The following is a 22,225-nucleotide window of genomic DNA, read 5'->3' on the forward strand; positions in this document are numbered from 1 at the left end:
TAGTCATGCCATCAAGTGATAATTCCGTATATTGATAACAATCAATTATGTCTCGTCACAAACATTTCAGCCAGAAATGTAAGCTAAATGAGCGCAAAAAAAATCAGACCATGCGTAAAGTATGCAAAAAAAGTAAAAAGTGCATACTTTGCCGGATCGAGTTGACACAAATCATGTTTGCACAGATAGGCGTCTGCTATAAATCCCTGCGTTTTATGTCATACAAAAAATAATGGGATGATCAGGAATCCACATGTCACTAAAACTCAAAGCGCTACCCTACGCTCTCGCCTTCATTTTTGGCGCACTGCCACTTCTCTCTCACGCCGACGCACAGCCAGCCGTGCAGCACACGCTTAAACTGGCTATTGGTGAAGAACCTACTGAAGGTTTTGATCCGCTACTTGGCTGGAGCCACGGCAGCTACTTGCTGTTACATAGCCCGTTGCTGAAACAAAAAGCCGATCTTAGCTGGGATAACCTTCTGACCGAAAAAGTCACTAACAGCGAGGATGGTAAAACGTGGACGCTAACGCTAAAGCCGGACTTAAAATTCTCTGACGGCTCACCGCTCACGGCCAAAGATGTCGCCTTCACCTACAACCAAGCCGCACGCGGCGGTGGCAAGATCGACATGGGCAACTTTGCTTCAGCAAAAGCCTTAGATTCACGTCGCATAGAAATTACGCTCTCCGCACCGCAAAGCACTTTCGTTAACGTATTAGGTTCACTGGGCATTGTTTCTGCAGAAAAATATGATGCTAAAACCTACGCACAAAAGCCTATCGGTGCAGGGCCTTATCGACTGGTTAGCTTTGAACCGGGTCAACAACTCATAGTTGAAGCGAACCCGTATTACGCCGGTCACAAAAATGATTTCAATAAATTAGTTTTTGTCTTTTTAGATGAAGACAGCGCCTATGCGGCAGCACAAAGCGGTCAGCTTGGCTTGGTACGTATTGCGCCATCTATGTCAGTGAGCGGGCAAAACGGTCTGAAGCTGTGGGTTCGGCCAAGTGTAGAAAACCGTGGCATCGTATTCCCTACCACGCCTGCTGGGAAAAAAGATGCCAATGGCTACCCGATTGGCAACAACATTACCGCTGATGTTGCGATTCGCCGTGCCATCAACTACGCCATTAACCGCCAACTGCTTGCTGACCAACTGATGGAAGGCCATGCGATCCCTGCATACAGTGCGGTTCAAGGATTACCGTGGGACAGCAAAGCCGCAGCGTTTAAAGACGGCGATATTGCCAAAGCCAAGCAAATTTTAGACGACGCCGGCTGGAAAGTCGGCAGTGACGGCGTGCGGGTGAAAAATGGTCAGAAAGCCGAATTAACCCTGTGGTACACCAGCGGCGACAGCACCCGCCGCGATCTGGCGCAGGCCGTCCGTTCCATGCTTCAACCGCTCGGTATCAAAATGGATTTACAATCTGGCAGTTGGGAAACCGTCGAACGCAATATGCATGCAAACCCAACGCTATTTGGCTGGGGAAGCCTAGATCCGATGGAGCTGTATCACCATTACAGCAGCAAAGCGGCCGGCGTGGAGTACTACAATCCAGGTTATTACAATAACAAGATCGTCGATCAACACCTTCAGCAGGCGCTCGATGCGCCAACGTGGCAAAAAGCAGTACCGTTCTGGCAACAGGTTGAATGGGATGGCAAAACGGGCGCGGGCGTACAAGGCGATGCGGCTTGGGCTTGGTTGCTGAACGTGCAGCATACTTACTTGGCAAACCCTTGCGTTGATTTAGGTAAAGCGGCACCGGAAATTCACGGCAGTTGGTCTGTTCTCAATAACCTGCAAGATTGGAAGTGGACGTGCCACTAAGACGCTTGGCCGATCTCAGCCTGACACTCTCTCGCTCACGCGGTTTGCGTCAGGCTGCGTATACCCTATTTCGTTTAGCTTGCCTGCTGACGCTGGTGTCGGCAGGCACGTTCACGCTGCTCAGTTTTTCCCCCATCGATCCCATTCGTGCCTATATCGGCAATGATTTGTTGCATGTTCCACCTCAGCAATATCCGCTGATTGCCGCCCGTTGGGGGTTAGACCAACCACTGTGGCTGCGTTTTTGGCACTGGTTCTCACAGGTGCTACACGGCGATCTTGGCTATTCGATGCTGTATAACGCGCCGGTAGCCGACGTGATCGGTGAACGATTCGCCACCTCTTTTGCTTTGTTGGCAAGTTCATGGCTGTTATCCGGTGTTGTAGGCATGCTGCTAGGCTTTAGCGCTGGTCATTATCTCAACCGTTGGCCCGATCGCCTGATTTGCCGCATCAGCTATCTATTGTCATCGCTACCCACCTTTTGGGTTGGACTTTTACTGCTGGTTGTTTTCGCCGTCCACTGGCCGTGGTTTCCCGTATGCTGCGCTTGGGAACCGGGCAGCAGCGCACAGGATGCAACGATCGTTGAACGCATTCGCCACCTAATTTTGCCTATGATCGCGCTCAGTCTGATGGGCTTGGGACAGATCGCATTGCATACCCGCGAGAAAGTCGCCGAAGTGATGCACAGCGACTTCGTGCGCTACGCTCAGGCGCAAGGTGATTCAGGTTGGTCGCTGTTACGTATTCAGGTATTTCGTCATGCGCTGACGCCCGCGCTGTGTCTCCAATTTGCCTCGGTAGGTGAACTGCTCGGCGGTTCTCTGCTGGCAGAAAAGATCTTTGCCTACCCCGGACTGGGGCAAGCCACGATTGATGCAGGCCTGCGCGGAGATATTCCTTTGTTGATGGGCATCGTATTATTCAGCACCCTGTTGGTCTTTGGCGGAAATACGTTAGCCGCAATGCTATTGGCAAGAATGAACCGCATTTTGGAGCGTCAATGATGCTGCATAACCCCGCTCCGTCACTGTTACGCTTTGTGCTTTCAGCCCTCGTGCTGGTGACGCTCACGGTGTACGGGATTTCATTGCTCTCGTCGGATATTCCGTTGGATCTGCTGGCACGCTATCAGGCACCTAGCGCCGCACACTGGTTTGGCACTGATAATCTGGGGCGCGATCTGTGGCTGCGCTGTTTTCAGGGGGCTTTAACTAGCCTACAAATAGGCATCGGCGCTGCGCTGTGTAGCGGGATCATCGCCATGCTAGTTGCCAGCCTGACACTGATCCATCCAGCGCTCGATCACATGCTGCGGCTGATCGTCGATACCCTGCTGTCGCTGCCGCATCTGCTGTTATTAATACTCATCTGCTTTACCGTTGGCGGTGGCAAACACGGCGTAATTTTGGCCGTGGCATTAACACATTGGCCTAAACTGTCATTAATTCTACGCGCCGAAGCACAGCGAATCCGCACCAGCGACTATATGACTCTCGCCCAGCGCTTGGGCAATAGCCGCTGGTATTGTTGGCGAGCGCACTATTTGCCTGCTCTGGCGCCTCAATGGTTTGTCGGCACGCTATTGATGTTTCCGCATGCGGTATTACACAGCGCGGCGCTGAGCTTTCTCGGCTTCGGCCTAGCGCCGCATGAGCCTTCGTTAGGTATTTTGTTGTCTGACGCACTGCGTTTTCTCAGCAACGGTTGCTGGTGGCTGGCGGTGTTTCCGGGGCTAATTCTGCTGCTGATCGTGTTGTTGTTTGATCAATGCGCCCGCGCGATTCAACAGCTATGGCTAAGGAATCAATGATGCTGAATTTCGACAACGTGACTATCGAAAGTGCTCGCTATAGCTGGCTTGGACGTAAAAAATGGTCGCCTATTCTGAGCGATATTAATCTTACGCTACGCCGTGGCGAAGTGGTCGCGCTGGTCGGCAGCAGCGGTGAAGGAAAAAGTTTACTGCTGCAAAGTGCCTTGGCGTTATTGCCGCAGAACCTGCGCAAACGCGGCGATATTCGCTTAAACGGCGACGTATTGAATGCGCAGCAATGCCAAAAGTTACGCGGTAACACCTTGTGTTACGTGCCACAGGGCGTGAGCTCCCTCAATCCACTGCTTAACGTTGGCAGCCAACTTTCTCGCAGTTTGTATCTGAGCGGCAGCCATACCTGTGCGCTTGCTCTCGAACAGCAAATTAAGCATTACCAGCTGCAAGCCGACGTTTTGCTGAAATATCCTCGTCAACTATCTGGCGGAATGGCCAAGCGTGTCCTTGCCTGTAATGCCGCCTTGGGCGGCGCTCACTATATTTTAGCCGATGAAATCACCGCGTGGCTCGACGAACCGCTGGCCTGCCAGCTTCTGCAACAGCTACGCGATCTGAGTGCACAAGGCGCCGGTGTTTTATGGGTGACTCACGATTTGTCATTAGCCGCTCGCTTCGCCGATCGTATCGTTGCCCTGAACGAAGGACGGGTCAGCGATGACATCACGACCGACGATCTAAAAAACGGGCTCGGCAGCCCGACGCTACAGAAACACTGGTTTGCTCAGCCCGAACACCATCCGTTATTCCCACACACCACCGCTGATGACTTCACCGCGGGTAAAATGAGGCGCGTTTGATGTTTCGTATTTCAGCACTCTGCATAGAACAAGATAAGCGCCAGCTATGGCATGACTTTTCGCTTAACGTATCTACCGGTGAACGGGTGGGAATTTCAGCCCCCAGCGGCTATGGGAAAACAACCTTAGGGCGCGTATTAGCTGGCTGGCAGCCTTACCAGCAAGGGAGCATTACGCTTGACGATGCAGCGTTACCGCTCAGGGGATATTGCCCCGTTCAGCTCGTTCCTCAACATCCTGAACTGACGTTCAACCCTTATCGCACCACGGGGCAGGCATTGCACGATGCTTGGAACCCAAACGCAGAACAGCTTTCGCGTTTTCATGTTAAAGCTGAATGGTTAACCCGTAAGCCCGACCAACTTTCTGGCGGCGAACTGGCGCGCATCGCGCTGTTAAGAGCGTTAGATCCCCGCACGCGGGTATTAATCGCCGATGAGGTTACCGCGCAGCTCGATCCCCATATCCAACGGGATATTTGGCAACAACTGATAGTTGAATCGCAGCAGCGTCCGCTGAGCATGATTATTTTTAGCCATCAGCGGGCATTGTTGGATCAGATTTGTACGCGCGTCGAGGTGATAGCGTAGTGATTGGTGATGGATAAAAACACCAAAACTCGACCCACATCGTTTGTTTATACGACCGAGATACACGGGCCTAGCACACCGCGGGGCGCTCAGGCGGCTTACGCCGCTACGACCCCATCGGTGTGCTCTCCCTAAAATAAGACTCCGGTAAACAACACCATGAACCTTACAACTTATTTTTTATTCACTGGAGCCTGTGCACCGAAAACGGCGTCGGCCTGTGGGATCTGCGTGAATTTCGCAATGATAGTACGGTAGGTTTGCGCAGGCTCAAGGTCGGTAAACTGCTGCGGATAAATGAATTTGGCTAAATAATCCAATCCTACGATGTTGTAAGGATGGTTATAGAAGTTGTGGTACAAGCCATACAGGTGGTTTTCCTGCACCGCTTTTATTTGATTGAAACCGTTGCGCGCTTTCAACTGGCCAAAACGTTCATCCACCTGCTGCTGCGTGACACCGTAACCGAATGGAATGGCAATGCTGTCTTTATTTTTCCAGCGAGCGCCGGAAACCACGTAAACATCTGGCTTCAGGCTGATCACCTTCTCCATGGAGATTTCACCGGTTGCGCCCGGTAATAATCCAGACCCGAGGTTCTCCGCGCCAATCGCCTCAACCATACCGCCAAAACCAACGTGCGCATGGGTAAAGCAGCACGCTTCCGCCCCGCCCACGCCCGCTTTTGCCTCAACAAACACGCGCGGTTTTGGCGTGACTTTGGCGGTTATCGACGTAATCGCCTGCAAATGCTGCTGATAAAAATCGGTGTACTCTTTCGCTTCCTGTTCGCGATTAAGCACTTCACCTAACAACTGAATGCTTTTAGGCGTATTGGCGATAGGCTGCAAAAAAGTATCTACGAAAACAACCGGAACGTTCAGCGCCGCCAGCTGTTTCAACACACCGGTATCGGCTAGCGCGGGCTTGGCACGCAGTTGAGCAATCATTAGGTCAGGTTTACGTGCAATCACGCTTTCTAAATTCACCTCGCCCTTATCGCTAAAGCCCATATCAGGAATTTTATCTGCCTCCCCCGGCCACTTTTGGTTCAGCACCGCTAGGGTTTCGGGATCGCTTTTTTTCAGCAAGTTATTCCACGCCACAATGCGGCTAAAGGGATCGGCACGATCGAGCAACGCCAGCGTCATGATGTCACGCCCGTCCTGTACCACAATACGCTTCGGCTCATGCTGTAAGGTAATACGCTGGCCGGATGTATCGGTAATGGTCAGAGGATAAGTCGTTGCCATAACGGGGGCTGATACCGCCAGCGCGCATATCAGCGCTAAACGATTGAAAGAACGTGCCATAAAGCTCTCCTTATGTGACCAAAACGGCCAATTGGTAATGATAATAAGTTTTATTTGCACGTAAAAATAAAGAATCTTTCCCGCAATTACAAACGAAATGCTTTTCTAAGTATGAATAGACTCGATAAAAACAAAAAAGCCGCGCTTCACAGCACGGCTTTTCGTTTTAGCCTTTCCGTATTATCAGATCAGGCTGTAGACCAGCGCCGACAATGCGATCAGCCCCATAATCAACACAAAGGGATTGGTGATTGAACGGTATTTTTTCATCGCTGGCACTTTATGAATGGCATAAATTGGCAGAATGAACAGGATAACCGCAATCAGTGGCCCACTGATGGTTTCAATGATATGCAGCGCGCTTGGGTTCAAGAACGTCACCAACCACGTCACCGCAAACAACAGCACCGCGGAAATCTTGTGAGTCACGCTGGACGACACTTTCTTACCCACGGTACGGAATGCACCGTCAATCAAGCTGGTAGCACCTTCGGTCACACCCAGCGAAGTTCCCAAATAGGATTTCGACATCGCCAAAATCGCCATCACCGGTCCTAAATAGGCGATCAATGGATTTGAGAATTTATTCGCCAAACTCGACAATACGGTAATATTTTCATCGCGTGCCGCCAGCATTTCAGCATGTGACAGGCTCATCACACAGCTGAAGACAAAGAATAAAATGCTGACGCAAATCATCATGTAGCTATAGCGCATGATGCGCGCACAGCGACGCTCGGCCCCCTCACCGTACAATCCCTTTTGTGTGGAAGAGAACGAGGAGATGATCGGCGCATGGCTAAATGAGAACACCATCACCGGAACCGCTAGCCATAATGAACGCCAGAGCTGAGGATCGCTCACCGACGTCTGCTGCAGGCCAGAGAAAAATGCGGACACATGCCAATATGGGATCAGATAGAGAGAAATACCCAGCAGGAACACAATCAATGGGAAGACCAAAACTCCCATTGCCGCGACAATCGTCTCTTTACCGGTGCGCAGGATCAAACTCAGCGCCGCGACGACACCAAGGCTCAACCAGATCCTGGGCGGCGGCGTAACGTGGAACTGGTTTATCAAGAAGCTTTCCAGCGCATTGGTAATGGAGATGCTGTACACCAAAACAATCGGGAAAAAGGCCAGCAAATACAGCACCATGATGGCTTTACCCGCCAAAATGCCGAAATGCTCTTCAACCACATCGGTAATATCACCGTCGCGGCTGGAGCCTGATAATACAAAACGGCTTAGTGCGCGATGCGGCAAATAGGTTAACGGATAAGCCAAAATCGCCATCAAGATCAAGACTAACGGGCCGTTCAAACCGGCGTTGATAGGTAAAAATAGCGTACCCGCGCCAACCGCCGTGGCATAAAGCCCAAACATCCAGACTGTGTCTGTTTTATTCCACTTGGACGGGCGATCTGTCTCTACCCGACCAGCATCAGGGGAAATAATACTCATTAATTCACTTACCTTCTTTGTGAAACGTGGGCCAACGCAGACATCCTGTTCTGCCCAAATGTGTCCTGCACTTTTGTAGATCGCTGTTATGAGCTGGCCTAAGGCCATATCGCGCAGGAAGCACAGAGTTCAATTCCGCATGCGATACCCATTAGTTCTAAGAACGTTTAAAAACAATGAGTTATCAAAAAAGCAAAACGATTGCGGAATAAGTGCGGAGAGAAGGATAAAGAATTTTGATAAAAAAGTCACAAAAGTTGAATTTTACAGCACAAAAAACCGCAGAAATCGTGGCTATTCGCATCACGATTAACCGTTATGAGTCAGTGATTATTCAGTCGAGTGAATGCAGCCAACACAGCTGTGGATTCAGTATGAAAGCCCTCAAAGCCATTGGAATCACAGCAAGGCAGCAAATGAGTGAGTCTCAATGAGCTGACATTAGTCAGTGACTTGGGCAAGTGAATGCTGCCAACGCTGCTGTGGTTTCAATACGAAAGCCCTCAAAGCCATTGGAATCACAGCAAGGCGGCAAATGAGTGAGTCCCAATGAGCTGACATTAGTCAGTGACTTGGGCGAGTGAATACAGCCAACGCGACTGTGGATTCAGTATGAAAGCCCTCAAAGCCATTGGAATCACAGCAAGGCGGCAAATGAGTGAGTCCCAATGAGCTGACATTAGTCAGTGATTATTCAGCCCATCCATGGGCTTCACCCTTCGGGCCGCAGTAAACTGCGTTCAAATCTGCTCCAGGCAGATTTGTTGAGCGAGCGAATGCAGGCAACACAGCTGTGGTTTCAATGGCGCAGAGGGGAAGAGGGAGATGACTGTGGTTAACCTACAGCCTTATAAGGGCTAACCACAGTCAGGACATGGCCTGATGTACTGCTTGAACGCGCTTTTATTGCACCATCGCGAGATACGCGGTGTTCACCTTCCACAGATAACGCGGAGCCTGCGCTGCCGGATGTCGTTTCTGGATATGCTGATAAAACGCTTCCGGTGTCATGCTGTTGATTTTGTCGATCGCCACTTTACGATTTGGCGAGAACGTCCTCAACATGGCCCCTGCTCCGTTGGCGTACGACACGATCATCGCATAGCGCATGGTCTTAGGGTTTGATATTCCGGCTAACTGCTGATTCTGCAAGATATTCAGATAGGCAGTGCCTAAATCAATATTTACCGCAGGATCTTTTAACTCACGTGACGTTGGTTGCCCGCCTCGTCCCTTCTTGCGGTAAGCATCCTTACCTGCCGTTGAAGCTTTTAACTGCATCAGCCCGATGGCATTAGATGTACTGACTGCGTGAGGATTCCCTCCTGACTCAACCTTAATAATGGCCTTTATTAAGGTTTCATCAATGCCATAACTGTTTGAGGCCGTTCGGATGTAAGTTCCAAACTCTCCTTCAGGTGGCGTTCGTGCATCTAAAAAACTACCGCGAGCATTATTGTTGACGTTTAACTTCACTGTTTGAGGCGGTGTTTGCTCTTTCGCACACCCAGCCAAAAGCAATACCGCCAACATGCAACTGATTCGTTTCTTCACCGTTGCGAGATCCTCTGCGTATGTTGGTCCGTTGTGGATGTTGCCAGAAAAAAAAGGTCTTTGGCTAGTTGATTTTTACGATTTGTTGCTCAATTCACCCTTTTACACACATTTTTCGTCTATTTATAGGCTATGATTATTCAGTTAAATGCACCAATCGAGGTACTCCATGAGTCAATCGGCTATTGCTTGCTATGTAGTGACCTTTAGTTATCCGCAGGCCGATCTTGCGGAAACCGCCAAGCTGAACAACCAACTCATGCTGGAGGGATTTGCGACTACCGTCGCTGATTCTGACGGTATTCCCCATGAATTGGGGCCTAATAGCTACGCGATTACCAGCCTGCAAGATAAAAGTGACGTTGAGCGTCTTGCTCAGGCGTTAGGAAAAGTGGCGCTAGGCCAAGAACCCGAAGTGGAAGCCGTTTTACGCGACGAATATTTCACCCAGCTTTGGGCAACAAGGAATCCATCTAAAGGGCAGCATTAGCTGCCCATTTTATTTTAGATCAACTAATTAACAGAAATTGGCTGATTGTTCTTTTTTGTTCTTTACGTTCATCAGCGCAACGGTTACGGTCAAAATAGCATCACATAACCATGTTCACCTATATATATGCCCTAGAACATTCGAGTGCATGAATGATTCACAGGGAAATAGACTATTCACGAACGCTACCCAAAATAGTTTGAGTTATGGTGAGGCAGCAAACTTGAGCGTCTCTCGATACGCTGGCTCAGCAACTTGAAATACGGCGGGTATATAGGGGGTACACCATGTGGCAAGCTGTAAGTCAGTTATTAAGCGGACACTTTGACCAAACCTTTATAATCCGCGAAAAACGTGAACTTCCTGGCGGCGAAGTACATCAGGCGTGGTGTGTTAGCGACGGTGAACGTCAGGTTTTTATCAAATGTGATACCCCCGACTTCCTACAAGATTTTAAAGCTGAGGCCGATCAGTTAGCGTGCTTGGCGCGCAGCCATACGGTAAAGACCCCGCAGGTTTATGGCGTGGGTGCTACGCGTGAGGCCAGTTTTTTGCTTCTGGAGTATTTGCCGGTGCGTCCGCTTGATGCGCACAATGCCTATCTATTTGGTCAGCAGCTCGCACGCTTGCATCAGTGGAGCGAACAGCCTCAGTTTGGTTTTGATTACGACAACCACCTTTCCACTTCCCCACAGCCGAATACTTGGCAACGTCGCTGGGCTAAATTCTTTTCTGAGCAACGTATCGGCTGGCAGCTACAACTCGCGGCGGAAAAAGGCATTCATTTCGGCGATATCGACAGCATCGTGAGCGCCGTTGAGCAGCGCTTACACAACCACCAGCCACAGCCTTCGCTGCTGCACGGCGATCTCTGGCCGGCGAATATGGGGCTCAGTGCGCAAGGACCGGTGATTTTCGATCCTGCTTGCTACTGGGGCGACCGCGAATGTGATTTAGCCATGCTGCCACTATTCTCGTTGCTGCCCGCCCAAATTTATGACGGTTACCAAAACGTATGGCCGCTGCCGACGTCATTTATTGAGCGTCAGCCCGTTTATCAGCTCTATCATCAGCTAAACATGTGCAACCTGTTCGCAGGGCCACATTTGGAAACCGCTATTCAGGCGATTGATCGTCTGATGGAGAAAGATGTGGCATAGATTTTCTGCCTACCTGTAAAAAAGCTCACCCTAAAGTGAGCTTTTTTATTAGCCGACAAACATTATTGTTACACCAGCCCAAGCAGCTTCAAAATAAAGTACCCGATCACCGCTACGATAATTGGCAAGATGTACAGAGGGAAAAACTGGAGGAAAATGGTATGACGCGGCAGCACAATGCGTTTTTCTAATGCTTCACGCGAATGCCCTTCTGCCCCTTTCATCTGTTCCAGAATCAGTTGGTCTTCAATACCTTCGCGAATATGGCGAACCTGTCGTGACATGCGAGCCCCCGAGGCTTGCAGTGCCATCCCCACGAAAATCAGCCAGTAGATGATCCAAAACATGATATTGCCACCGGTAAATCCCTGTCCTAATACCGGCTGCGGCGAATTGAACCAGAACACATCCAGAAAGTGAGTATTAAACTTCACCATATCAATCATCACATGCACAAAATCTAGCATGACGGCATTAAGCCCTTCTTGCTTTTGGCTATGCTGATAGAGAAAGTTAAGTATCGACACCGTGGTTGAAAGCAGCGCTGGAATAAAAACTATCCAGCCGAATATCCGTTTTGCCACCGCAACCCAACCGGCTTGTTGGTAGGTCATGCCATCCCCTTAATTTGAAATACCCGACATACTTCAAGCAGCTTGAAATATGACGGATATATATGCGCAATCATCGCCTTGAATAACGGCAGTTTACGTGGCTGTTTCCCTTACCGCAATCTCAACTGATTGAATTGATTGGTCAGGTTTGCTGATACTTTAGGCTAGTTTAGTATAACTGGCTTAACCAAAAGCAGCGTGAATGTTAGAGTACCCGCAGCAAATAAAGTTATGACGCTGAACATCAGTTCAGGCGGTCTTAAACCACATAGATGAGGGAATGCCTGTGAGTCGCATTGAAGCCGTAATTTTCGATATGGATGGGTTACTGATAGATTCTGAACCATTGTGGACTCAAGGAGAACACGATGTGTTTTCCTCTTTAGGCATCGACGTTGAGGCGGCAGATGTTCCTGAAACCTTAGGCCTGCGCATCGATTTAGTGGTAAAGCTGTGGTATCAGCGCACACCGTGGCAAGGCGCAAGCCAGGAAGAAGTGACTGAGCGCATTATTCGCCGCGTCATTGAGCTGGTTCGTGAAACCAAACCTCTGCTTCCCGGCGTTGAACATGCGCTAAAACTCTGCCGTCAGCAGGGAATGAAAATCGGTTTAGCCTCTGCGTCTCCACTTTATATGCTCAACGAAGTGCTAGAGATGTTTAACATCAGCCACTATTTCGACGCCGTGGTTTCGGCTGAAGCCTTGCCGTATAGCAAGCCGCATCCTGAAGTTTATCTGAACGCCGCTCAACAGCTTGGCGTGGATCCTCTCAACTGTGTGACGCTCGAAGATTCGTTTAACGGCATGATCGCCACCAAAGCGGCCCGCATGCGCTCTATTGTTGTGCCAGCGCCGGAGAATATTAACGATCCTCGTTGGGCATTAGCCGATGTGAAATTAAACAATCTTAACGAACTCACTGCGGCGAATATTCAGCCTTAATCAACGTTAAAACCAAGCGGAGCCTACCTAAGGCTCCGTTTTATGTATATTTATACAGCAAACAGTCATCTGTTACGCTGTCACCTCTTGCTTCCTACGAAAACTCCGATATGCTGGATAAATTACCAGTACCCTCGGCGAGTTTTATCATGACGGCGGAAGGCCATCTTATTTTTTCTGTCGCTTGTGCCATTTTCGCTAAAAAAGCGGAATTGACGCCTGCGCTCGCCCATGGCGACTGGTGGCATATCATACCCGGTGCGTTACTCACCTGCCTGTGGCCAGATATCGACCACCCAAAATCGGTTCTTGGACAGCGTCTTAAATGGCTGTCGTCACCCATCGCCCGCATGTTTGGCCATCGCGGTTTTACACATAGTCTGCTGGCAGTCATCGGCGGCGTTTTTCTGCTGAACTGCGAAATGCCGAGCTATCTGGGAATACCCGTTGATGCGATGCATGCCATGGTGATTGGATATCTAAGCCATCTGCTTGCCGATATGCTCACCCCTGCCGGTGTTCCTTTACTGTGGCCCATTCGCTGGCGTTTCCGGTTGCCGATACTCAATTCTCAGAAAGGCAATCAGCTAGAGCGGATCTTGTGCATGTCTCTCGTTGGCTATGCCCTCTATTGGGGCGGCGATTTAATGCCTTTTTACGATTTGCTCAGATACGTAAGTCATAAATTATGACGCAAATCACACTGCACTGGTTATAAACCCTTCGTTTTGACTGTTTAGCACACAAACTCGATGCAAAAATTATAATAAATTCATTTTGGATATAAGCATCACGTGTATGGTGCTGTTAGCATATATAGCATTGATTAAGACAATCACGTTTTTGCGTAGGTAGCACGTCGCCCAACGAGGCTTCGGCGTCCTTAGGGCACGCAGAAACGTATAAAAACATATATTAGAAATGGGATGGAGATTGGGATGAACCTACCGCTCGTGATTAACGTGCTGGTGTTTGTAGCGCTATTATTGCTGCTGGCACAGACGCGTCGTACAAAATGGAGCCTGGCTAAAAAAGTTTTAGTCGGCTTATTTATGGGGGTCCTGTTTGGTTTAGGGCTACAGCTGGTTTACGGTTCAGACAATCCAGTACTCAAAGATTCAATTAGCTGGTTTAACATTGTCGGTAACGGCTACGTACAGCTACTGCAAATGATCGTGATGCCGCTGGTATTAGTCTCTATCTTGAGCGCCGTGGCTAAACTACACAATGCCTCATCGCTGGGCAAAATCAGCTTCCTTTCTATCGGCACGCTACTGTTCACCACAATGATCGCGGCTTTGGTCGGGGTGTTTGTGACTAACCTATTTGGCTTAACGGCGGAAGGTTTGGTTCAGGGCGTACAAGAAACCGCGCGTCTGGCCGCCATCAATACCAACTATGCAGGTAAAGTTTCAGACCTGAGCGTTCCGCAGTTGGTGCTGTCATTCATCCCTAAAAACCCGTTTGCCGACCTGACCGGTGCAAGCCCAACGTCTATTATCAGCGTGGTTATCTTTGCGGCAATTTTGGGAACTGCGGCGCTGCAACTGCTGAAAGATGATGAAGTTAAAGGTAAACGTGTTCTTACCGCTATCGACACACTGCAATCGTTGGTGATGAAGCTGGTTCGTCAAATCATGAAGCTAACGCCATACGGCGTACTGGCGCTGATGACCAAAGTCGTTGCGGGTTCTAATATGCACGACATCATCAAGCTAGGTAGCTTCGTGGTTGCGTCCTATCTTGGCTTGGCGATCATGTTCGTGGTACACGGTTTACTGCTGTCGTTCACCGGCATTAACCCACTGAAATTCTTCCGCAAAGTCTGGCCAGTTCTGACATTCGCCTTCACCAGCCGTTCTAGCGCGGCCAGCATTCCATTGAATGTGGAAGCACAAACCCTCCGTATTGGCGTGCCTGAATCTATCGCCAGCTTCTCAGCGTCGTTCGGTGCTACGATTGGTCAGAACGGTTGCGCGGGGCTTTATCCTGCAATGTTGGCGGTGATGGTTGCGCCAACCGTCGGGATTAATCCGTTCGATCCGCTGTGGATTGCAACGCTGGTGGGTATTGTCACCGTCAGCTCCGCAGGCGTTGCGGGCGTCGGCGGTGGCGCAACCTTCGCTGCGCTGATGGTCTTACCGGCGATGGGATTACCGGTTACGTTAGTGGCGCTGCTTATCTCCGTTGAACCGCTGATTGATATGGGACGTACCGCATTGAACGTGAATGGTTCTATGGCAGCAGGCACTATCACCAGCCAAATCCTACGTCAAACCGATAAGAGCGTATTTGATTCTGAAGAAGAAGCCGAGCTGGCACATCAGTAATTAAGCGAACTTAATATACGAAAAAGGGAGCCGATGGCTCCCTTTTGATATTTATCTATCGCAATGAATTAGAACGCCATTCATTAGAACGGATAGTCGTGATAACCCAGCTGTTCAGAAATATTGCGTGCTGCGGTATGCAGCATTTTAACGTATTCGTGTTTAGCATCTTCTGAGAAGCGGATCGTTGGGAACGAAATACTCAGCCCCGCAATCACCACGCCAAAGCGATCGAAAACAGGCACCGCGATGCAGCGCAGCCCTTCTTCCTGTTCTTCAATATCTTCACCAAAACCTTGCTCTTTCACCTCATCGAGCGCCGCTAGCAGCGCTTCTGGGGTAAGAATAGTTTTATCGGTACTACGCTTGAACTCAATCTGGCTGATGATTTCTTCTGCTTCACTACGATCGCGCCAAGCCAGCAGCACTTTACCAATAGCGGTGGTGTGCAGCGGATTACGACGACCAATGCGCGAATACATACGCAGGTTATACATTGAGTCAATTTTATGAATATAGACGATCCCATCTTCATCCAAAGCGCCAAGGTGAATAGTTTCACGGGTTAAACGTGAAAGCTCACGCATTTCAATATCAGCGCTGCGGATTAAATCGACGTTTTGTAACGCGTGCGCGCCCAGTTCGAACAGTTTGAGCGTGAGTGAATATTTCTCTGACTCACTCTCCTGCGAAACATAGCCGAGAGACTTCATGGTTTGCAGAAAACGATAGACGGTGCTTTTCGACATCATGACGCGCTGGGACAGTTCCGTGATGCCTATTTCGCGCTCTTCGGTGAGCGCTTGTAAAATCCCAAACACTTTAAGTACAGAAGAGACCGAATCGGGTTGTTTATCTATATCTGTTGACATTGTATTTCTTTACCCTATCAGATGGTTAAATCGAACCTGTGTTTCATTATAAAAGGAACAGCTACCGAAATACAGCCTGTTAAACAGGGGAATCAGGTGGTTAACCGTTTCCGCACGCTAGATCCTTTGTTACAAACAAAGCTAAATGTGACGGTAGTCTCAAGTGGTAATAAAAGTTATAGTTCCGCAACTGACTAATAAACTATTAACGATTGTTGCCGAATGAAATCAACCATAAATGATGGCGTTCCACTGCCTCAACGATACGGCGCAATTTTAGCCATTGCACTGGGTATCACCGTCGCGGTACTTGATGGCGCTATTGCTAACGTCGCCCTTCCTACTATTGCCCGCGATCTTAACGCCTCTGCCGCAACGTCGGTGTGGATTGTTAACGCCTACCAGCTCGCCATTACCATTTCGTTGCTCTCGCTGGCGTCCTTAGGCGATATCATCGGCTATCGCAAGATTTATCTCACCGGATTGTTGGTGTTTAGCGTAACGTCATTGGGTTGCGCCATGTCCGACTCACTCTGGACGCTCACCCTCGCTAGGGTGTTGCAAGGCTTTGGCGCGGCGGCGGTGATGAGCGTGAACGTCGCGCTAGTGCGTTTAATCTATCCTCAGCGTTTTCTCGGACGAGGAATGGGAATTAACGCATTAATCGTCGCGGTTTCTGCGGCGGCGGGGCCATCGGTAGCGGCGGCGATCCTGTCCGTCAGCAGCTGGCCGTGGTTATTTGCCGTTAACGTGCCCATTGGCATTGCCGCCTTTATTTGCGGCATGAAATTTCTGCCAGAGAATCCACCCAAAGTGGGCAAGCCAAAATTCGATGGTTACAGCGCGTTGCTTAACGCCCTCACCTTCGGCCTACTGATTTCTGCCATTAGCGGCTTTGCTCAGCGCCAAAACAACCTTCTACTGTTGGGTGAACTGGTGGTTATGCTGATTGTGGGTACCCTTTTCGTACGCCGTCAGCTCAATCAGGAATTTCCGCTGTTGCCCGTGGATCTATTACGTATTCCGATCTTTTCGCTGTCAGTAGGAACATCGATATGTTCCTTCAGCGCACAAATGCTGGCATTCGTTTCGTTGCCATTTTTCCTGCAAACGGTACTTGGCAAAACGGAAGTGATGACAGGTCTGCTGCTTACGCCTTGGCCTATCGCCACCATGATAATGGCACCGATTGCCGGACGACTGCTTGAGCGCTTCAACGCTGGACTGCTGGGAAGTATTGGGCTGATGCTATTTGCCATCGGATTACTGTCGCTGGCATTGCTCCCGTCTAACCCAACGGACATCGATATTATCTGGCGGATGGAGCTTTGCGGTGCGGGTTTTGGTATTTTCCAATCACCTAACAACCACACCATGATCTCTTCTGCGCCGCGCCATCGCAGCGGCGGAGCCAGTGGAATGCTAGGCACAGCGCGTCTACTGGGGCAAACCAGCGGAGCCGCGCTGGTGGCGCTCATGTTTAACCTGTTTGGCGATCTTGGTACGCATTCATCGTTACTGCTGGGCGCCCTATTTGCCCTTTGTGCCGCCATTGTCAGCAGCCTGCGCATTCGTCAACCTAAGCCAGCTGCGCAGTAAATTCATATTAAAAAGGGAACCCATATGGGTTCCCTACCAAAATGATAAGAATCATCGCCAAACATCACAATGGGGTGCTTTGATGCTTATCAGCTCGGTTATTACTTTTACTTGATAAAACCTCTCAGTTCGCCGTGGCGAACGATCCCCTGCAAAAGCACATCGTCATTGATGATATCGAACAGTGACAGCGTATTACCGTCTCTTTTTTCCTGATTTTTGTTATAGCGAGTTATCTCTCCCCACTCCTCAAATGCTCTTGGGTGATGCTGCTTAATAAATGCCAAAAGCGTAATCAGCGTCACCGCGCTGGCCGGCATATTGGTTACCGATCCCTTCAGATAGTTGAAAATTGTATTCCGGGGCGTATTAAGCAACATAGTCAGTTCGGTCTTATCTATGTCTAAATCGTTAAAAATTCGAGTGAATTCATTCACTAAATTTGTTCCTAATAGGTTAAAAATCTGGTTTTATTATTTTATCAAACCCTTGATGATCCTGAAAGTTTTTCATCTTAAATAATCTTAGCGATACAATAACTTGCCAATAACAAGAACATCAGAATCACTCATAAAAAGCAATTAAACGCACCCAACAAGAACAAAAATCGTTGTTATCTTTTTGTTGAATGCAAAATAAGTATTGATAGAAATTAAATATGCTCATAAATTTCGCTCCATTAGGAACAAAAACGAGGCGAATTAATTAAAAATCGCCTACCACCTCTTATTTGGGATGATTTGATTATGAATGGCAAATTAACTTTAATTGCGACACTGATCGCAGGCTCTACCATGGGTGCAGCACATGCACAACTGACCTTTGCAGAGGCCGAAACCCCGCATTTAGATGGTCAGCACAATGTGACCATTGCCTCCACCACGCTGACTCCTTCGCAACCGACCGCGTTGTCCAACGAAAGAGCACAGATGAAACAGCGTGCCACCACCGAGCGCAAATATGCCGGTGTGAAACTTGCCGCCGAAACCCCGCATTTAGATGGTGAGCACAATGTGACCGTTGCCGCCACTACCCTAACGCCTTCGCAGCCGACCGCGTTGTCCAACGAAAGAGCGCAGATGAAACAGCGTGCCACCACCGAGCGCAAATATGCCGGTGTAAACTTTGCCGCCGAAACCCCGCATTTAGATGGTGAGCATAATCAGAAGCCAGCACTTGGCGCGAAAGTCCCCCCATCAGTTCAACAACAAAAAGACACAGAGCAAGACGCCGATATCAGCGATTTGAAAAACACCACCAACGGGCACACAAAAGGTATTTACAATAACCATCAAGCTATTGTCGCAACATCCAAAGTTGTTGATGAAAACAGTAAAAATATCGCAAACAATACCGCAACGATTAAAAGCACTTCTAAAAACGTTAATGGCAACACAAAAGCTATTGCGTCAACCAACAGCAAGGTGAAAACGCTGACCAATCAGCAAAAAATTGAATCTGTTTACTATAATCAACAGATTCAGGCTTTAGCTGACAATAGCCAAAATGCGGCCAATAATAACCGTTCACAAATTCGCTCCACCCAAGCACGCGTGAATGACAATACGGCATCCATCAATAAACTGAACAGCAACTTCAGCAGCTTAAAAAGTACTGTTGATGATAACCGCAAAGAAGCTAACGCGGGTATTGCAGGCGCAACTGCCATTGCATCAATGCCACAGGTCAAATCTGGCGATTCATTTATGGTCTCTGCGGGTGCGGGTACATTTAATAGCGAGAGTGCTGTTGCAGTTGGTGCTTCATTCAATGCAGGCGATCATACTGTCATTAAAGCGGGCGTTTCAGCAGACACCCAATCAGATTTTGGCGCTGGTGTGGGCATTGGTTTTTCATACTAATCGACACAAACCCCACGGCTAACGTTTAGTCGTGGGGTTTCCCTCTATATGCAAAAGCGCACCCTATCAGGTAAAGGTAAATCGTATGAAAATGCAAAAAATATTCATTGCAGGGCTGATTGTTAGCTCACTTGCAGCCTGTTCATCCCCAGCCGACCGCATGGCAAAATGTGAGTCTCAGGGGATTAGCAAAGACGCTTGCTATATTGCAGAACAAAGCAGAGAAAATGCGATCAACTCGGCGGCAGAAAAACAGGCGCTAGAAAACGCGCAGAAGCAGTATGCTCAAGCAACGCATAAGTCGGTGGTTAAAACCGGCTATGGCGTAACGGTCAAGCGTGGCGCGGATGGGATTGTCACCGTTGATGGTAAACCTGCGGCCTTAGATGAAAAAAATGCCGATGCGTCGGTGTATTCACAGGGAAACTATCAGGTGATTTTTTATACCAAGGGGAAAGTGGCGCTGATGGAGAATCGTCAATTTAAAGGCTATTTGAAGTAAGGTTAAAAGCCGGATGTGATGAAAACGGCATCCGGCTGCATATTTTTACATGATCAAGCCACAGAATCAGCTTTCATGGCGGCTTGCAATGCTGCGTCTCGGCTGGCTAATACACGCTCCACCGTATCAACCACGGCTTGAGTTTGCGGATCGATCTCAATATTCACTTTGTCGCCCAGACGTTTCACACCAAGCGTAGTGCGTTGCAGTGTTTCTGGGATCAAATGCACGCAAAAACGGCTCTTCGTTACCTCGCCGATAGTCAAACTAATACCGTCGATACCGATAAAACCTTTATGTAGTACGTACTTCATCAGCTCAGGATTCGGCATTTTGAACCAAATCTGACGATTGTTCTCTGAGGTTAGGATTTTAACGATTTCAGCGGTACAGATGATATGGCCAGACATTAAATGCCCACCGATTTCATCATTAAACTTCGCTGCTCGCTCAAGATTCACCACGCTACCCACCGCCACATCGCCCAGATTGGTAATGCGCAGCGTTTCTTTCATCAAATCAAAGCTAACCAGGTCGCCTTCAACTTTCGTCACGGTCAGACAACAACCGTTGTGAGCAACGGACGCACCGAGCTCAAGGTCAGGCAATAACTCCTGTGGAAATTTGACTACATGAGTACGAAAATTTGATTTTTCATCAATGGACACGACGGGAGCGGTGCCCTGAACAATGCCGGTAAACATAAATGATGCCTCTGCAATAATGTCTTTTCGAAAACAATTATCTAGCAGTTTGCCGCAAACCCTAGATAAAACCAAATCCAGCCGCTAAAAAACAGCATATGCATGACTCATCTACTACACTTTTCATTCTCTTGTGCTGTATCTGCAGGTAGAATCGTTCACTCACTGTTTATACTCATCACGTTTGACGCCGCATCGGCGATCGGATTGCTGAGTATCGCGTTACCCTCTTTAGGACTTTCCGCGAAGAGGCGTTTACTTGTCTGTTTTCTCTCTCATTTAAAATAAAAAGGTGTATACGTGCAGAAGTATTGGATAGAAGCGCGTAGCTTATTAGCTCTGGCTATTCCCGTTATCATTGCGCAGGTTTCACAAACGGCCATGGGTTTTGTTGACACCATCATGGCAGGCGGCGTTAGCGCCACAGATATGGCGGCCGTTGCCGTTGGGACCTCCATTTGGCTACCGGCTATTTTGTTTGGCCACGGTTTGCTGCTGGCTTTAACTCCGGTCATTGCACAGCTAAACGGCGCGGGTCGGCGCGATAAAATTGAGCATCAGGTGCGACAAGGCTTCTGGCTGGCGTTTGGCGTTTCAGTTTTAATCATCGTAGTGCTTTATAATTCCAAACATATCATCGATATGATGCATAACATCGATCATGATTTGTCGAGCAAAGCCATCGGTTATCTGCACGCCATTATGTGGGGCGCGCCGGGGTATTTGTTCTTCCAAGTGCTGCGTAATCAGTGCGAAGGCCTATCGAAAACCAAACCGGGGATGGTTATTGGTTTCATCGGCCTGTTGGTCAATATTCCGATTAACTACATTTTCATCTACGGGAAATTAGGTGCTCCAGCGCTGGGCGGCGTCGGCTGCGGCGTAGCCACAGGCAGCGTGTATTGGGTAATGTATTTCATCATGCGCTGGTATGTTCGTCATTCATCCAGCCTGCGCGATCTGCGCCAAAAAGGCATGGAAGCACCACAGTGGGCAACGATCCATCGTCTGATCAATATCGGTATGCCAGTCGCTTTAGCGCTGTTTTTCGAAGTAACGCTGTTTGCCGTTGTCGCTTTGCTGGTTTCACCGTTGGGTATTGTTTCCGTCGCGGGTCACCAAATTGCGCTGAACTTCAGCTCGCTGATGTTTGTACTACCGATGTCACTCGGCGTAGCGGCCACCATTCGCGTGGGTTACCGTTTGGGCGAAGGCTCGGCAGAAAATGCAAAGGTCGCGGCGCGAACCAGTATTGCCGTGGGCATGACGATGGCGGCATGTACCGCTATTTTCACCGTTATCTTCCGCGAGCCTATTGCCCTGCTCTACAACGATAATCCTGAAGTTATCACCATGGCATCGCACCTTATGCTACTGGCGGCAATTTATCAGATTTCCGATTCGGTACAGGTTATCGGTAGCGGTGTGCTGCGTGGTTATAAAGATACGCGTTCGATTTTCTTTATTACTTTCACGGCGTACTGGATTTTGGGGCTGCCAACCGGCTATGTGTTGGCGTTGACCGACTATATCGTTCCTGCGATGGGGCCAAGCGGCTTCTGGACAGGCTTTATCATCGGCTTAACATCGGCCGCCATCATGATGGCGCTGCGTATTCGCTGGCTACAAAATCAGCCAGCCGCGTGGATCTTACAGCGCGCTGCGCGTTAATCACTCTTATTCAACGGCATCCTAGATGCCGTTTTTTTCACCCAGATGCGCATATCATCAGCAATCGTGTGAATTTA

Annotated in this window: 21 protein-coding genes; 14 read left to right on the top strand and 7 right to left on the bottom strand. The window is 49.1% G+C overall.

Annotated features, from left to right (window positions below):
• The first annotated feature begins 253 nt into the window (after positions 1 to 253).
• Genes RSC70_RS06275 through RSC70_RS06295 form a run of 5 tightly spaced genes read left to right on the top strand, consistent with a single transcriptional unit; the run spans position 254 to position 5,067 of the window.
• The gene (locus tag RSC70_RS06275) at positions 254 to 1,843 is read left to right on the top strand and encodes an ABC transporter substrate-binding protein (RefSeq protein WP_332542056.1); all 1,590 of its coding nucleotides are present in this window, start codon (positions 254 to 256) and stop codon (positions 1,841 to 1,843) included.
• 44 nt (positions 1,844 to 1,887) lie between these two features.
• The gene (locus tag RSC70_RS06280) at positions 1,888 to 2,853 is read left to right on the top strand and encodes an ABC transporter permease (protein ID WP_332542065.1); all 966 of its coding nucleotides are present in this window, start codon (positions 1,888 to 1,890) and stop codon (positions 2,851 to 2,853) included.
• Positions 2,853 to 3,659, top strand: a complete 807-nt coding sequence (locus RSC70_RS06285; RefSeq protein ID WP_103010430.1) for an ABC transporter permease — start codon at positions 2,853 to 2,855, stop codon at positions 3,657 to 3,659. Before RSC70_RS06280 ends, RSC70_RS06285 begins: the two co-directional genes overlap by 1 nt.
• Entirely contained in the window at positions 3,659 to 4,477 is an 819-nt protein-coding gene (locus tag RSC70_RS06290; RefSeq protein ID WP_332542057.1) for an ATP-binding cassette domain-containing protein, read from the top strand. Before RSC70_RS06285 ends, RSC70_RS06290 begins: the two co-directional genes overlap by 1 nt.
• Positions 4,477 to 5,067 (top strand): ATP-binding cassette domain-containing protein, encoded by a 591-nt coding sequence (locus RSC70_RS06295; RefSeq protein WP_332542058.1) that lies wholly within the window; start codon positions 4,477 to 4,479, stop codon positions 5,065 to 5,067. The genes RSC70_RS06290 and RSC70_RS06295 overlap by 1 nt, the downstream gene beginning before the upstream one ends.
• A 173-nt stretch (positions 5,068 to 5,240) precedes the next feature.
• On the opposite strand, the gene RSC70_RS06300 is transcribed toward RSC70_RS06295, so the two are convergent.
• The 3 genes from RSC70_RS06300 to RSC70_RS06310 all read right to left on the bottom strand — a co-directional run bounded on the left by RSC70_RS06300 (position 5,241) and on the right by RSC70_RS06310 (position 9,401).
• Positions 5,241 to 6,380 carry an ABC transporter substrate-binding protein gene (locus tag RSC70_RS06300; protein WP_332542059.1) on the bottom strand — a complete coding sequence of 380 codons (1,140 nt, stop codon included), beginning with the start codon at positions 6,378 to 6,380 and terminating at the stop codon, positions 5,241 to 5,243.
• Positions 6,381 to 6,563: 183 nt separating this feature from the next.
• Positions 6,564 to 7,847 (bottom strand): HAAAP family serine/threonine permease, encoded by a 1,284-nt coding sequence (locus RSC70_RS06305; protein WP_234618432.1) that lies wholly within the window; start codon positions 7,845 to 7,847, stop codon positions 6,564 to 6,566.
• 903 nt (positions 7,848 to 8,750) lie between these two features.
• A complete protein-coding gene (locus tag RSC70_RS06310; protein WP_332542060.1) occupies positions 8,751 to 9,401 on the bottom strand; it encodes a transglycosylase SLT domain-containing protein in 651 nt (216 codons plus the stop codon).
• Positions 9,402 to 9,570: 169 nt separating this feature from the next.
• On the opposite strand from RSC70_RS06310, the gene ghoS reads away from it, so the two are divergent.
• Together ghoS and RSC70_RS06320 are read left to right on the top strand one after the other, a co-directional pair.
• The gene (gene ghoS, locus RSC70_RS06315; RefSeq protein ID WP_025801248.1) at positions 9,571 to 9,891 is read left to right on the top strand and encodes a type V toxin-antitoxin system endoribonuclease antitoxin GhoS; all 321 of its coding nucleotides are present in this window, start codon (positions 9,571 to 9,573) and stop codon (positions 9,889 to 9,891) included.
• Positions 9,892 to 10,178: 287 nt separating this feature from the next.
• Positions 10,179 to 11,051, top strand: coding sequence for a fructosamine kinase family protein (locus RSC70_RS06320; RefSeq protein WP_149226544.1), 873 nt, complete (start codon positions 10,179 to 10,181; stop codon positions 11,049 to 11,051).
• Between the two features lie 68 nt (positions 11,052 to 11,119).
• On the opposite strand, the gene RSC70_RS06325 is transcribed toward RSC70_RS06320, so the two are convergent.
• A complete protein-coding gene (locus RSC70_RS06325) occupies positions 11,120 to 11,665 on the bottom strand; it encodes a YniB family protein (protein WP_046459579.1) in 546 nt (181 codons plus the stop codon).
• Between the two features lie 280 nt (positions 11,666 to 11,945).
• Here RSC70_RS06325 and hxpB point away from each other — a divergent pair, with 280 nt between their 5' ends.
• The 3 genes from hxpB to RSC70_RS06340 all read left to right on the top strand — a co-directional run bounded on the left by hxpB (position 11,946) and on the right by RSC70_RS06340 (position 14,938).
• Positions 11,946 to 12,608 (top strand): hexitol phosphatase HxpB, encoded by a 663-nt coding sequence (hxpB, locus tag RSC70_RS06330; RefSeq protein ID WP_282807001.1) that lies wholly within the window; start codon positions 11,946 to 11,948, stop codon positions 12,606 to 12,608.
• 149 nt (positions 12,609 to 12,757) lie between these two features.
• On the top strand, positions 12,758 to 13,300 hold the full coding sequence (locus RSC70_RS06335; RefSeq protein WP_025801243.1) for a metal-dependent hydrolase: 543 nt from the start codon (positions 12,758 to 12,760) through the stop codon (positions 13,298 to 13,300).
• 246 nt (positions 13,301 to 13,546) lie between these two features.
• Positions 13,547 to 14,938, top strand: coding sequence for an L-cystine transporter (locus RSC70_RS06340; protein ID WP_040045027.1), 1,392 nt, complete (start codon positions 13,547 to 13,549; stop codon positions 14,936 to 14,938).
• A gap of 83 nt (positions 14,939 to 15,021) precedes the next feature.
• Here RSC70_RS06340 and kdgR read toward each other — a convergent pair whose 3' ends face one another.
• Complete coding sequence (kdgR, locus tag RSC70_RS06345; RefSeq protein WP_046459583.1) at positions 15,022 to 15,810, bottom strand: DNA-binding transcriptional regulator KdgR; 789 nt, start codon at positions 15,808 to 15,810, stop codon at positions 15,022 to 15,024.
• A 222-nt stretch (positions 15,811 to 16,032) separates the two neighbouring features.
• On the opposite strand from kdgR, the gene RSC70_RS06350 reads away from it, so the two are divergent.
• Complete coding sequence (locus RSC70_RS06350; protein WP_332542061.1) at positions 16,033 to 17,409, top strand: MFS transporter; 1,377 nt, start codon at positions 16,033 to 16,035, stop codon at positions 17,407 to 17,409.
• A 107-nt stretch (positions 17,410 to 17,516) separates the two neighbouring features.
• On the opposite strand, the gene RSC70_RS06355 is transcribed toward RSC70_RS06350, so the two are convergent.
• Positions 17,517 to 17,846 carry a hypothetical protein gene (locus RSC70_RS06355; protein WP_040045030.1) on the bottom strand — a complete coding sequence of 110 codons (330 nt, stop codon included), beginning with the start codon at positions 17,844 to 17,846 and terminating at the stop codon, positions 17,517 to 17,519.
• A gap of 309 nt (positions 17,847 to 18,155) precedes the next feature.
• Here RSC70_RS06355 and RSC70_RS06360 point away from each other — a divergent pair, with 309 nt between their 5' ends.
• Both RSC70_RS06360 and RSC70_RS06365 read left to right on the top strand, forming a co-directional pair.
• The gene (locus RSC70_RS06360) at positions 18,156 to 19,271 is read left to right on the top strand and encodes a YadA-like family protein (RefSeq protein WP_332542062.1); all 1,116 of its coding nucleotides are present in this window, start codon (positions 18,156 to 18,158) and stop codon (positions 19,269 to 19,271) included.
• 85 nt (positions 19,272 to 19,356) lie between these two features.
• Positions 19,357 to 19,773 (top strand): hypothetical protein, encoded by a 417-nt coding sequence (locus RSC70_RS06365; protein WP_332542063.1) that lies wholly within the window; start codon positions 19,357 to 19,359, stop codon positions 19,771 to 19,773.
• Positions 19,774 to 19,826: 53 nt separating this feature from the next.
• On the opposite strand, the gene RSC70_RS06370 is transcribed toward RSC70_RS06365, so the two are convergent.
• Complete coding sequence (locus RSC70_RS06370; RefSeq protein ID WP_234618426.1) at positions 19,827 to 20,477, bottom strand: riboflavin synthase subunit alpha; 651 nt, start codon at positions 20,475 to 20,477, stop codon at positions 19,827 to 19,829.
• 300 nt (positions 20,478 to 20,777) lie between these two features.
• Between RSC70_RS06370 and RSC70_RS06375 the strand changes: the two genes are divergently transcribed.
• On the top strand, positions 20,778 to 22,148 hold the full coding sequence (locus tag RSC70_RS06375) for an MATE family efflux transporter (protein ID WP_025801235.1): 1,371 nt from the start codon (positions 20,778 to 20,780) through the stop codon (positions 22,146 to 22,148).
• Positions 22,149 to 22,225: the final 77 nt, after the last annotated feature.

Source organism: Hafnia sp. (assembly GCF_036648275.1).
Taxonomy (GTDB): domain Bacteria; phylum Pseudomonadota; class Gammaproteobacteria; order Enterobacterales; family Enterobacteriaceae; genus Hafnia; species Hafnia alvei.

What these genes read in the sequence shown, in the direction of transcription:
- kdgR (WP_046459583.1), bottom strand. Translation starts at nt 15,810, where the DNA reads ATGTCAACAGATATAGATAAACAACCCGATTCGGTCTCTTCTGTACTT.
- RSC70_RS06320 (WP_149226544.1), top strand. Translation starts at nt 10,179, where the DNA reads ATGTGGCAAGCTGTAAGTCAGTTATTAAGCGGACACTTTGACCAAACC.
- RSC70_RS06290 (WP_332542057.1), top strand. Translation starts at nt 3,659, where the DNA reads ATGCTGAATTTCGACAACGTGACTATCGAAAGTGCTCGCTATAGCTGG.
- RSC70_RS06365 (WP_332542063.1), top strand. Translation starts at nt 19,357, where the DNA reads ATGAAAATGCAAAAAATATTCATTGCAGGGCTGATTGTTAGCTCACTT.
- RSC70_RS06285 (WP_103010430.1), top strand. Translation starts at nt 2,853, where the DNA reads ATGCTGCATAACCCCGCTCCGTCACTGTTACGCTTTGTGCTTTCAGCC.
- RSC70_RS06295 (WP_332542058.1), top strand. Translation starts at nt 4,477, where the DNA reads ATGTTTCGTATTTCAGCACTCTGCATAGAACAAGATAAGCGCCAGCTA.
- RSC70_RS06335 (WP_025801243.1), top strand. Translation starts at nt 12,758, where the DNA reads ATGACGGCGGAAGGCCATCTTATTTTTTCTGTCGCTTGTGCCATTTTC.
- RSC70_RS06360 (WP_332542062.1), top strand. Translation starts at nt 18,156, where the DNA reads ATGAATGGCAAATTAACTTTAATTGCGACACTGATCGCAGGCTCTACC.
- hxpB (WP_282807001.1), top strand. Translation starts at nt 11,946, where the DNA reads ATGCCTGTGAGTCGCATTGAAGCCGTAATTTTCGATATGGATGGGTTA.
- RSC70_RS06305 (WP_234618432.1), bottom strand. Translation starts at nt 7,847, where the DNA reads ATGAGTATTATTTCCCCTGATGCTGGTCGGGTAGAGACAGATCGCCCG.
- RSC70_RS06275 (WP_332542056.1), top strand. Translation starts at nt 254, where the DNA reads ATGTCACTAAAACTCAAAGCGCTACCCTACGCTCTCGCCTTCATTTTT.
- ghoS (WP_025801248.1), top strand. Translation starts at nt 9,571, where the DNA reads ATGAGTCAATCGGCTATTGCTTGCTATGTAGTGACCTTTAGTTATCCG.
- RSC70_RS06350 (WP_332542061.1), top strand. Translation starts at nt 16,033, where the DNA reads ATGAAATCAACCATAAATGATGGCGTTCCACTGCCTCAACGATACGGC.
- RSC70_RS06370 (WP_234618426.1), bottom strand. Translation starts at nt 20,477, where the DNA reads ATGTTTACCGGCATTGTTCAGGGCACCGCTCCCGTCGTGTCCATTGAT.
- RSC70_RS06325 (WP_046459579.1), bottom strand. Translation starts at nt 11,665, where the DNA reads ATGACCTACCAACAAGCCGGTTGGGTTGCGGTGGCAAAACGGATATTC.
- RSC70_RS06300 (WP_332542059.1), bottom strand. Translation starts at nt 6,380, where the DNA reads ATGGCACGTTCTTTCAATCGTTTAGCGCTGATATGCGCGCTGGCGGTA.
- RSC70_RS06340 (WP_040045027.1), top strand. Translation starts at nt 13,547, where the DNA reads ATGAACCTACCGCTCGTGATTAACGTGCTGGTGTTTGTAGCGCTATTA.